The following is an 11654-nucleotide window of genomic DNA, read 5'->3' on the forward strand; positions in this document are numbered from 1 at the left end:
TCGAACTGAATTGCAGTTTCTGGCTCGATCGTGACAAATTGTCCTACGTTTCCTGTCACTGTTGTCGTATCCAGTACCTTTTCTTCTTCACCGTCTGCATACACATGGTGAATCGTTATGATACGCGATTCGTCTACCACGGGCTTCGGTGCATACAATACTGTTTGAACGTCATTTTCTGCTTGGACTTCGTAGTCATATGCTTCTGTAATTGGTTCGTACGTGACACCTTCGAACTGAATTGCAGTTTCTGGCTCGATCGTGACAAATTGTCCTACGTTTCCTGTCACTGTTGTCGTATCCAGTACCTTTTCTTCTTCACCGTCTGCATACACATGGTGAATCGTTATGATACGCGACTCGTCTACCACGGGCTTCGGCTCATAGTAAACCTTTTGCACTTCATTTTCTGCCTTAACTTCATAATCATAAGCTGATGTAGTCGGTACGTATGCAGTACCTTCAAACAGAATCTCAGCTTCTGGCGCGATCGAAACCGTATCTCCGATTTTACCCGTCAGAGAAGATGTCTTTAATTCAACTTCTTTATTTCCATTCTTGTATACATGATGAACAGCTACTTGACTGGTCTTCGTGTAAGCAAACCATACGGGCTCAGATGTCTTGTCTACCCTTAAGGTCACCTTTTCGGAAGTCGTTCCCGCTTTGACAGTATAGCCATTTTCATGGTTGGGAGGGTTGATCGTGTATGAAACATTGAACTTTAACGGTGAACCCGGATTTGTAAAGTTTGATGTGTTAAAAACAGCTTTCTCTTTACTTACTACGCTGCCATTGGCATCAATCGGATCTCCATTTGCATTAACAAGATAAGACTTGATTGCAATCGAATCCTGGCCAATGGATACTTCAGGCACGACGAAGTTCTTGGGAACACTTTGACCATTGACGTCGATATAATCAAGTGTTGTTGTTTTGTTGGTCGGATAATTTGTGTTCATATCAAGGTCTTTTGTCTGGTCGAGCTTAACAGTATACGTCAATGTGTACGTGTTATTTTCCTTGATATCTCCGATATTCCATGTGAAGGTTTCAGTATCTTCATTCCAACTCAGTTCACCCTGCGTTACGGTGTAATCCTTTCCTTTGACAGGAGAATCATTCCCCTTCTTCAGGTTGAACTTATCGCCCATTGGATCCACAACGACTGCGCTGGTTGCGGCATATTTGAGTTTACGTGCTAACTCTTCATAAATTTCATTCAAGCTATTCGGCGTTGCCTCATAGTATCCGCCGCTGTTGCTCACGTTGTTTAATACATACTTAGCATTTTCGTTGCTTCCGACGTTAAGACCTACGGAAAAAATATTGATATTAGCATCCTTTGCTAATTTGGCCTCGGAGATGGTGCCGATTCCATTGTCAGCTATTTTTACTGTTTTTTTATTCCCCATATCGATACTGTACGTATCCGATTTGGAGAGGTTATAACTTGAGCCAGAGCCTATTTCACTCTTGTAATTAAAATTCGTGATAGCGAAATCATGCTGGGAACCATAAGGCCACGATACAGAAGGGGTTACTGATGATCCTTTATAACTGTATGTGGGCTCGCCATCGCTTAAAAGGATGATGACTTTATTTTTTGCAGAGCTATTATTCAGCAGCTGATGAGCCTGGTAAAGCCCGGCCTGAATGTTGGTTCCACCATCTTCTAACATACCAGGGAGGCTGATCTTTCCAATAGCATCCTTTAATTTTTGGTTATCCTTTAAATTCTTGGAGGCAGGACTATAGCCTGTAAAACCTATAACTTGTTTGGTTAAACCAGCAAAGGAGATGACAGCAATTTGGGAAGAAGAATCCTTGACCAGCAGTTTATCAACGAAGGTCTTTGCTGCATCTTTAGCCTTAGTAAGCCGATCTTCATTACTCATGCTACTTGACCTGTCAATAAGTAAAACAACGTCGGCGTTGTTGCTTGTTACAAGGTCTTTACCTTCGACCGTGAGTGTGATCTTCCATTCATCACTGACATTCGTTGCTTCCTTCACCTTTGAAATACGAGTTTCACCGGGTTTCAGTTCTGATGCTGCAGAACTTATGGATGTCATCCCCGGGAAAAATCCAGTCAGAATTGTCGCAATCAGCATCCATGTGAAACCAATCCGTAATCTGTGCTTCTTCATCTCGTCCTCCTTGAAATTTTAAATTTTGTCCCTTGGAACGCAAAAATGCCCGGCTGCATTAACGATGTTAATTGCAGCCGGACGATCATAAGTCATAGACTCTTAGACTCCTGGGCTTTGCGAGCTAATCTTTCGATTAGTGTGCCAAAATATAAAATTGTCGTTAATTGCAGATGAACAAGATAAATATCGTTATGCGCTGCTAGTCCTAAAATAGTATATAAGAACTATTGGCCTAGACCAATATATACCAAGTGCATTTGATTGTCAATTACCCAAATATGCAGAATTTTATTCATTATATCTCCTTCGATGTTCCTCCTACTACAACCATTTCAGGGATGAATGTTCCAAATTCGACATCTACATTCTAGCATGCGCTTCTTCTATTTCAGTCTCAATTTAGTCTCATTCTTTTCCCGTTCATCATTGCGAAGCTATAAATGCTAGACTTCCATGTAATCAACCTCATGCTCCGAACGACATTCCCCCAGCTTTGCTGAAAGTACTTGTGCAAAATTAGCTACCGCCTTTTTAAGATACCGGTAAAAGGTGGCGCGGCTCATACTGCATTCCAGCGCAGCAGCATCCGGATTCCCAGCATAGAGCCAATAAGCGGCGTGCAGGATGGCCCGGTTTTCTTCTGATAAACCATGCTCCTCCACGGATCGCAGCATATGAAGCAAAAACCGCTGCAGCTCCAATCCGCTGCCGATCCCTGCAAACCAGCTCGCATAATCCTCCAGCTCAACCGGTTCATGGAGCGAAAGAAGCATTTTTCTCAAATGCTGTTCCTGTTCTTTGGACTTCAGTGTATGAAACATCCCATTCGTTATCGCCTTCCGCTCATCGCTTCCTTTAAAAAAGGAAAGGACCCACTCGCCAAAGTTTTCTGCACGGAAATCAAGCTCCATAATATCCGCTTTTGCCCAGGTGACATCGCAGGCGCGGGCTGCTGTCGGCCGGATTTTAAAACCAATTCCCTGCAGCTGCTGCTTCAGCACATCATTGGTGGCAATCAATATGGCGCGGCTGCCGTCGCCCAGCAGTGACAAACGATCCAATGTCAGCAGTCCGATGAGTTCCTCCCTTGTATAACCGGGCATTTGATTCGTAGCGGTAGTCAGAACGGGATAATAGGTATCTGCTTTGTCGGGATCACATCTCCACTCCTCTTCCTTAAAGCATTCCGCCAGTTCGTGTGGAAAATAACGCTTAAGGAGCATGCCTGTTTCATAGTAGACCAATACGATAATAAACATGCCCACCGCCTGCCCCTGACTGTCACGTACCACTGCAATGCTTTCGGGGAAACGACCCATAATCTCGTCTAAAAATTCATGATAAGCATCGTACGAATGCGGATCAATGCTATAGCTGCACCATTCGCCCAGCATTTCATGCAGCTTCGGCAGGTCTGAGGCTGCCGCCTGCTCCAAGGAGGGAAGCCCTTCGACCGAGAAGTCGGCATACCCCCTGTGGGGAGAAAGCAAATCCTTGCTTAGTATTAACATCTGGGAAGCAATCTTTTGGCGTTCCTTGCGGTCCGATTGCTGAAGCTTCCTATAGAGGAGTTGTGCCGCGGAGGACTGCAGCTGCAGCAGCCGCTCCGGTTCCCGCTGACCAAAGTCCCTCAGCAGATGCATTCGGGCAACATCATGCAATGCCAGCCCACCATCTACCGTACGCACGAATGATAAACCGGCAAGTTCCCGAAATTGCTGTACGGGTACCGGCAAATGGAGTAAGCGGGATATCATCTCTTGGTTAGCCTGAGGAAGAACGGTCAGCACATCTACCATGGGCTGCAGCAGCGGCGAGGTTACCTCATGCAGCACACGCGCACTGATCGATTGCGAAATGATTTGGTTTTCATGTCCACTGGAGGCATCCCTCATGGCTGCATCCACCGATAGGGCCAAAGCAAGCGGATGACCGTCACTATGCCGGACCAACTGACCCACGGTTTCATCAGAAAATGCCCCAAAGGACTCAATATAGTCGTACATCTCTTTATCCGTAAAGTGAGCTAATTTGAATTCCGTCACTCTCGGTCCCCATATCGGATGGGCGATCCAAGTCAAAGGCAATCGCGGCCGGGAAGCAAGCAGGATGGCCACTCCCGCAGCAGGAAGCTTGGGCAGAAACGCGTCAAGCAACCACCCCTCCAACAAAGAGAGCTCCTCAAAAGTATCTATGAAAAGCATTACACGCTTCAGCGGGCTGGCTTCTATCAAAATTTGCAGCGGATGAGCATAGGGAAACCCCAACTGCTCAAGTGATGCGGCAGCTGATAAATTTCCCAAAAAAGATGCCGGTGTTGGCGTAAATGAACGTCCATCGAGCCAAATGCACACGCAGCCTACATTTTTTCCAATCTGTGATATGCGAGACATCAAGGAGGATTTGCCGATGCCCCCCATACCCGTAATGGAGAATACCTGTGTCCCTGCTGCCTGATCCTGCATCCAAAGCGACAGCTTTGCCAGCTCGTTCAGCCTTCCGGTAAAACGTTTGTCTTCATAGGGCATAGGTTGATTTGATTTTCGCTCCATAATTCCTCCGCTGCCAGTCTCATTTTTGTACTCATTATAACTTTGCATCAAAATTGACGACAAGCCCGTTCTACTTCCCAGTGATTAGTTAATTTATATAGTCAACACCAAGTTATCTGTATTATAAAACTAAAAACACGTGATGCAACTGCACCAGCTTTCTGAAATCCAGTCTATCCCACGTTTTCAATAAACAAAAAGAGACATCCCTTGTGATGTCCCTTCTCATTTTAAATGGATATATCCCTTGCTCCCCAGCTACTCCCCTAACTGCTTCTGCAGCTGCTCAAAAATCTGCTTCGTCTTCAGCGGATCTTTTTCATTATAAAAAATATACCCATTATCAAGTTTAATCCTTATATACGGTGGATTATTTTTAAAAATATACAATCTCGATTTCCCTACTTCCTTCAAACGAAAATGCCCCCGTGAATACTGGCCTGTGGCTTCGCCGTTCGTCTTGGCACCGGAAGGAACATGATCTACGAGCGACAATTCCCGAATGTCATTAATGCCAAAGTCGTAGGAGTACATCGGGTATTTGATATCCACTCTGTGGTCCGGTGTGACCGTAATCGTAGGAGATGTCATCTCTGACCGGATCATCATAAAGGAGACCCCGATGATGATCGCTGCTGTAATACCGATGATGCCCCAGACGATCAATTTGCCAACCCCGGTCGCTGTATTCACGGTCTCTCCCATTCCCACGCGTTTAGGCACAAAAATACTTTTGTCATGAGGATTATGATAGGTGAAGCCGTTTGCCCAGTACTCATCTTCATCCGTATAAATAACTTTACCGTCCTGTGCCAGTACCTCTTGTTCCAGAGTTTGGATTCTGCGATAAACGTAATACATGCTGCCTACGGGAATCGCGGTAAACAACACAATAGCTGCAATCCATACGCCGTCCATGCCTGCGTTTTCGTTCATACGGAAGATGTACACGAGTAAAAAATGAATATTCTCAGCGATAGCCATAAACAGCCATAAGTAGGACAAAGCTCTGCGTCTTGCTTGATTTAAAACTAAGTTTACATCGGTATTCATACTGTATACTTTTGCCTTGTTTTTGCGCATATAGAGCGAAATGAAGAAGAAAAGAATCGTAAGGAACAAGCCGCCGGTTGTGACACCCCAAAGCTGATCTTCAACACGAATTGCCCACAACAGCAAACCAATTGCCATAGCAAACGGGATAAGGTAAAGCCATAAGGAAGCCGAACGTTTATTTTTCAGATGGGCCACACGCAGATCGCTTAGGATAACACGCTTGTTACCAACAAACCACTCATGTTCACGTTTAAGAGCCAGTGTATCGCGAAATGCCCGCCGAAACGGCATCAACATCACAAGCATGAAGACAGATAACCACACAAAAAAATAAAGAATTTGATATGGAATCCATGCGTAAAGAAGTAAAAATGGAACGAGACCTATCCCCATCCAGATGCTTGCCTTTGAAAATATATGATTAAACCTCGCCTGCACACTCTGAATATCCGCATGATCCATGACATCAGGGGGCAAGGTCACGGCAAACAGCATCCCATTCTTATATTTTGCTTGCGGCTTGTAGGTAGCTAATATCGCAATGTAACAGATGATCGCTGTAAATAATAAAAGGGCAGTTAACACCAAGACACCTCATTCCAGAAAGTTAAGTTTAGGGGTGCTGATAGGTCATTTTCGAAAAAATCTGAGCACAAAGCGCTTGAAATCGGGATTCATTGATACCCTGTATCGCCGCCTGCGCAATTATTAACTGGAGCTTCTCCTCTAATTGCGGGGAAGGGTTCGGATTATTATGCTCTTGCGGGCTTACCTTCGCTCCATGCCGCCGGTCGATCACAATGTAGCCTTCCTGTTTTAAAAGCGAATAGGTTTTATTGACCGTCATCGTATTGATGCCGAGCTCCTCAGCCAGCTGGCGGACCGTTGGCAGCTTCTCTTGTGGTTCTAATTGACCCGTAGCAATACCAATGACAATCTGATTGCGCAGCTGTTCATAAAGGGGTGTATCACTGTCCAATTGTAAGGAAATAACCATGCGAATTCTTCACTCCCCTGCACGTTCATTCATGAATCCATTCATTCATTAAGTATTATTTATCATAATACAAATAATACTTAAAGTCGAGGATCATCCACGATAACTTCTTCGTTTAGCTGGGACACCGTTGATTTTATGAACAAAAAAAAAGACACCGACATGAAATGTCAGTGTCCTTGCACAATGCCTTCGGTTTCTCTTGAGATCATATTTTTCCGTCTATAGATGGACAGCAGCAGCCCCACCGCAGCATAATCAAAAACTTGGGCTGTCCCGCTATAGCCGACGAACGGCAGCCCCTCCCCAATGATCGGAACGACGCCGAAAGCCATCAGAACAGGCCATATCAAACGGATGCCGAAAATCGTCATCAGGCCGATTAGCAATCTTTTCGCATAGTCATCATGGAGGCGGTCCTTCATCTTCCAGAAACGGATCATCAACAGGAGATTCAGAACCACCACCAGCATGCCGAAACTCCAGCCGAAGCAATAGATCAGGTATGGAAATAACGAATCGCTGTAGACGAAAGGCAGTGTTTCATTCGGTGCCGCAAACCCCTGGCCAAACCATCCGGCCGCATGGATTGCCGCCTTGGTTTGAATCAGCTGATAGCCATCATCCCCAACCGGATACAGGAAAGCCTTCAGCCGATGGTACAGCTGCCCCGCCTGCCGGGCAAGCGTAAATATGAATATCGACACAAGAGGCAGTGACAATAAAGCGAACTGCCCTTTATGCTTTTTCGTTCTCCAAGTGATCAGGAAGAAGCCCGTCAAATAGATTAACCCATAAAACAACGATGACGCTTGGCTGAACAATATGACTGGAAGCACGCCGCGGCATACGAGCTGAACCAGGTGCTCCGCACCGCGCCATTCTTTAGCCGGCTTCATCCCCGCCAGAGCTAACAGGAGCAGCAACATCGAAACGAACATCATGTTGACGCTCCACGCCCCCAGAGACAAAAATGCCTTGCTGCCATTGATGGTACTTGCTACCGCGGGAGTGAGAACCATAACCATAAGCGTCCCAAAAAAGATTCCATTGGAGCATTTTTTCAGCTTCCGGTAATCAAAAATATAAAAAAGCATGAGAAAGACCAGCCCAATGAGGGTATACACGACCTTTTTCTCCAAAAGAACATCCCTGAAATGAGGTACGAGACCGGATTGCTGCACCGTAAACGCGCCGAAAATGCCGATGAATCCGAGCAGTCCCACAATCGCAAACAGCGTCCATTCCATCCGCGGCTTATGCGCCTGGTGAAGGTTGCGGCCAATCATGACTGGTTCGCCCATCTGGCCTACAGCTCCGGCTGCCGCTGCTTCCTCGGACATTCCTTGCTCAAGTAAAATCTCCATTCGCTCCGCAATATGGGAACTAAGCTCTTCACGGATTTCCGCATGCAGCTCCTTTGCACGGACATGCTTGCACACGTTATCCAAAAATGCAGTAACCATTGCGTGTTGTTCAGGTTGGATCATCATATCCCCTCCCCTATGACGCGATCCACTGCCGTCCTGAATTGCACCCACTCTTTTGTCTTTTCGCTCAGCTGGTTTCTGCCTTGGTCGGTAATCCGGTAGTACTTGCGCTTACGTCCATCATGCGTGCTCCAGTATGCATCCAGCCATCCTTCGGCCTCCAGCGTGTGCAGAATGGGGTATAACGTTCCTTCCCTCATCAAGAAAACACCTTCCGAGCTCCGTTCAATCTCTTTAATCAGCTCATAACCGTACATTTCTTTTCTATTCAATACCGTCAGCAGCAAAATAGCCGTGCTGCCCTTCAGAAGTTCCTTGTTGACTGCCATAATAGTTCTCCTTAAAAATACATAGATTTACAATGCATCGTAATACTATGTATATGAGTATATAAGATGTATGATCATTAAGCAAGGAACCGATATTAAGAATCCGTAGAAGGCCCGTAGAAAATAAACAAAGCAACCTCAGCCTTGAGGTCGCCTTTTTTTCTGCCGGCATGAGCTAAGCATTATCTATTAAAATGTAATCCACACCCCTGATTTATCATCTGATATTTTAAAACGGGGATAGCGGATGCATTCGGGATCGCCCTTCTCCAAGGCAAGAAGCCACTGAGCATAATTTTCCAAACCATCAGAGGCGACGCGTCGCAGAAGCTTTTCGTCCAGCTTCCCCATCTCTGACGCTGTATTAGGCCATTCCTCCGGATAGAATAGCCCGTCCGTCACGAGCAGCAAACCGGCCAGCTGGATCCGATTGATTTTACCGTATTCGATATACTTCTCCGCATCCGGCAGACCATTCAGCACGGAATATCCGTCATCGGTATTCATCTTATCCTTGTTGCGGAGTAATTGCGGCTGAACCTTCTCCCATAGCGCTGCTTTGGTGCGGATACCTGAATCAATGCCCTGTTTCCATGTCGTCATAGAAACATCGCCGATATGGGAGACATGATCACGCGTAATTGTCCTAACCGAGCCATCACGGTATAACGCCATTAGCATGCAATCTCCTGCCTGCGCATATTCGATATGGTGGTCTGTGATCCGGACGATGGCAATCGCTGCCGTCCATAGCTCACCTTTATCTTCCATCCGGATACCGCTCACGCGCATTTCTTCTCCAAGCTGGAAATTCGCCTCATTCGTCAACGTCTCCAGGTCACGGCAGTCCTCACTTGTTAACTGTTCAAAATAACGCTGAAGCAGCTGCGATGCAAGTCGTCCACCAGTTTCATGGTTTGCCCCTCTGAATGGGACGAGGGAAGTCGCGCCATCAATGACGCCATATAGCTGCTGATTCTCGTTTAAGATAACTGCGTCTTCGTTCCATTCTCCGGTGCCTTGAATTGAAATATGATGTACCACCATGTTGAACCCTCCTTCGGCCTCATTTTGATGGTAGCATATACAAGAAAGATCGAATAGCCAATCGGAACGACCCGTTTATGCCGCACTTAAAATCCAAAAAGAAAAAACCTGGTCCTCATGCGGACCAGGTTTTCATGGTGGAGACGAATCGGTATAGCAAATCTACAATTCGCCGCCGTCTGCAGCATATTATTTTTTAGATTGGCTGGGGCTTGTATTGGTTAACACCGTCAGCATTTTCTGTTCTTTAACCATTTTGGACTGACATTGAGGGCATACAGGAGCCTCGGAGAAAGCGAAATTATCCCGCATCCATCCCTTGCAGTTCTCATTCGAACAAGACCATATTTCGGTTAATTCAGTGGGCAGATCTTCTAATGGTTTTTTTCGTGAGTTGTACATATGCATCCCTCTTTCTATCCAGTATTGGTTTTAAAGGCAATAAAAGTGCCCCGAACAAGTCTTGTTCGGGGCACCAGGCTCTATATTAGAGCTTTACGACATTTTCGGCTTGTGGTCCGCGATTGCCTTGTACGATATTGAATTCTACGCGTTGGCCTTCGTCCAAAGATTTGTAGCCGTCTCCAACGATTGCGCTGAAGTGTACGAATACGTCGCTTCCGCCTTCAACTTCGATAAAGCCAAATCCTTTTTCTGCGTTAAACCATTTTACTGTGCCTGTTTCCATTAACAATTACCACCTTTTTTAAAATTATATGGCATTCTTATTCTTAAATAAAAATCACATATCGTACAAGGTTATTAAATAAGTGAATAACCCTCTACGTTATGTGAATTCCGTTAGGACGCTATTTCAATATCTTTATTATAACACAGTTCAAAACGAATTGATACTTCCAAGAGGTGTAAATTCAAAAATTTTTTTTTTGCTTAAATCTATCCACTATCTTATGATGCATTTCCCGATTATCCATGCAGGTTTTTGCTGTTTTCACAAGAAAAAAAGGGACCCCGGAAACGAGGTCTCCTTTTCCTTTTACGAAGCTAACCACTTGCTTAAAATGGAAATGACCTGAATCAATTCAGTTTCTGTCCGCAATTCGGACAGAAGTTAGCCCCTTCGTTTTTCGCACCGCAGTTCGGGCAAAAATTAAGCTTTTTGCCGCCCTGGGAAGCTGCGGAATCCGATGGCTCCGACTCTTTCTGAGGCTGAGGCTTTTGATTCTGGTTCATATTTTTCATCATTTCGTTTGCCATGTTCATCCCCATCATCATGCCCGCCATGTCCGAAGCCGCACCGCCGCCCTGCAGCTTGCCGGAAGACATCGCATCGGTCATGCTGACCTGCTGGTATTTCTGCAGATTGCCGATCATTTCATGGGAAGCCGTCTTCGTGATCATATCCTGAATTTCCTGCGGGTAATTGAAGCTCATCACCTGGAATCCCGTAATCGTCATCCCGTGGCCCATCACTTCCATATCGAGATCTTCGCGGATGCCTTTGGCAATCTCGAACGCATTCGCCTGCAGATTGAACATGTCCTTCCCTTCTTTGCTGATCCACTTCATCAGCAGCTGGTCCAGCACAGCCGTGATCCGGAGCTTCAAATCCTCCACGAGATAGCTGTCTTTGATGCCCGCAATTTTATCGATTAACGTCACGTAATCATTCACTTTAAAGTTGAACGTGCCGTTGGCGCGGATCGGCATGCCGCCCGGCAGTTGAGGCGTCGGGATCAGCACCGGATTCTGCGTTCCCCATCTGACGGTGAACTCTTTCGTGTTCACGAACAGAACTTCCACCCTCATGCCGCTGTTGAAGCCGAATTTAAACCCTTTTAGCGTGGAGAGAAACGGAATAATATCCGAATCAATATTGTACTCTCCTTCATCCTCGAAAATCCCTTCAATTTTGCCGTTATTCATGAAAATAGCGTCCTGGCCGGAACGGATGATCAATTTACTTCCTTTTTTGATCTCCCGGTTGCTCCATTTCCAAAAGATCATGTCATCTCTGAACTCTTCCCATTCCACCACATTTGAAAATTGGTTCTTGAAAAATCCCATAA

General features: G+C 45.7%; 10 protein-coding genes and 1 riboswitch. All 10 genes read right to left on the minus strand.

The features are described from left to right. Positions 1 to 2150 (minus strand): vWA domain-containing protein (locus tag KJS65_RS18320; RefSeq protein WP_213651298.1); only part of this gene is annotated, 2150 nt, incomplete at its 3' end. 69 nt (positions 2151 to 2219) lie between these two features. After that, a riboswitch (cyclic di-GMP riboswitch) is annotated at positions 2220 to 2306 on the minus strand. 290 nt (positions 2307 to 2596) lie between these two features. Next, positions 2597 to 4705 carry a hypothetical protein gene (locus KJS65_RS18325; protein ID WP_213651299.1) on the minus strand — a complete coding sequence of 703 codons (2109 nt, stop codon included), beginning with the start codon at positions 4703 to 4705 and terminating at the stop codon, positions 2597 to 2599. Positions 4706 to 4963: 258 nt separating this feature from the next. Beyond that, complete coding sequence (locus KJS65_RS18330) at positions 4964 to 6346, minus strand: DUF5808 domain-containing protein (protein WP_213651300.1); 1383 nt, start codon at positions 6344 to 6346, stop codon at positions 4964 to 4966. A gap of 28 nt (positions 6347 to 6374) precedes the next feature. Beyond that, a complete protein-coding gene (locus KJS65_RS18335; RefSeq protein WP_213651301.1) occupies positions 6375 to 6758 on the minus strand; it encodes a GntR family transcriptional regulator in 384 nt (127 codons plus the stop codon). A gap of 170 nt (positions 6759 to 6928) precedes the next feature. Beyond that, positions 6929 to 8251, minus strand: a complete 1323-nt coding sequence (locus KJS65_RS18340; RefSeq protein ID WP_213651302.1) for an FtsW/RodA/SpoVE family cell cycle protein — start codon at positions 8249 to 8251, stop codon at positions 6929 to 6931. Continuing rightward, the gene (locus tag KJS65_RS18345; protein ID WP_213651303.1) at positions 8248 to 8577 is read right to left on the minus strand and encodes a PadR family transcriptional regulator; all 330 of its coding nucleotides are present in this window, start codon (positions 8575 to 8577) and stop codon (positions 8248 to 8250) included. The genes KJS65_RS18340 and KJS65_RS18345 overlap by 4 nt, the downstream gene beginning before the upstream one ends. A 189-nt stretch (positions 8578 to 8766) precedes the next feature. After that, positions 8767 to 9624, minus strand: a complete 858-nt coding sequence (locus KJS65_RS18350) for a PP2C family serine/threonine-protein phosphatase (protein ID WP_213651304.1) — start codon at positions 9622 to 9624, stop codon at positions 8767 to 8769. A 189-nt stretch (positions 9625 to 9813) separates the two neighbouring features. After that, positions 9814 to 10026: a cold-shock protein gene (locus KJS65_RS18355; protein ID WP_136607706.1), complete on the minus strand. Its 213-nt coding sequence runs from the start codon at positions 10024 to 10026 to the stop codon at positions 9814 to 9816. Between the two features lie 85 nt (positions 10027 to 10111). Then, a complete protein-coding gene (gene cspD, locus KJS65_RS18360; RefSeq protein WP_136607705.1) occupies positions 10112 to 10312 on the minus strand; it encodes a cold-shock protein CspD in 201 nt (66 codons plus the stop codon). 350 nt (positions 10313 to 10662) lie between these two features. Continuing rightward, the gene (locus tag KJS65_RS18365; protein ID WP_213651305.1) at positions 10663 to 11652 is read right to left on the minus strand and encodes an SPFH domain-containing protein; all 990 of its coding nucleotides are present in this window, start codon (positions 11650 to 11652) and stop codon (positions 10663 to 10665) included. Positions 11653 to 11654: the final 2 nt, after the last annotated feature.

This window comes from Paenibacillus sp. J23TS9 (assembly GCF_018403225.1).
Taxonomy (GTDB): domain Bacteria; phylum Bacillota; class Bacilli; order Paenibacillales; family Paenibacillaceae; genus Paenibacillus_AQ.

Bases quoted from the DNA above. Each gene is read 5' to 3' on its own strand.
- KJS65_RS18325 (WP_213651299.1), bottom strand. From the start codon at position 4,705: ATGGAGCGAAAATCAAATCAACCTATGCCCTATGAAGACAAACGTTTT.
- KJS65_RS18335 (WP_213651301.1), bottom strand. From the start codon at position 6,758: ATGGTTATTTCCTTACAATTGGACAGTGATACACCCCTTTATGAACAG.
- KJS65_RS18340 (WP_213651302.1), bottom strand. From the start codon at position 8,251: ATGATGATCCAACCTGAACAACACGCAATGGTTACTGCATTTTTGGAT.
- KJS65_RS18355 (WP_136607706.1), bottom strand. From the start codon at position 10,026: ATGTACAACTCACGAAAAAAACCATTAGAAGATCTGCCCACTGAATTA.
- KJS65_RS18350 (WP_213651304.1), bottom strand. From the start codon at position 9,624: ATGGTGGTACATCATATTTCAATTCAAGGCACCGGAGAATGGAACGAA.
- cspD (WP_136607705.1), bottom strand. From the start codon at position 10,312: ATGGAAACAGGCACAGTAAAATGGTTTAACGCAGAAAAAGGATTTGGC.
- KJS65_RS18365 (WP_213651305.1), bottom strand. From the start codon at position 11,652: ATGGGATTTTTCAAGAACCAATTTTCAAATGTGGTGGAATGGGAAGAG.
- KJS65_RS18345 (WP_213651303.1), bottom strand. From the start codon at position 8,577: ATGGCAGTCAACAAGGAACTTCTGAAGGGCAGCACGGCTATTTTGCTG.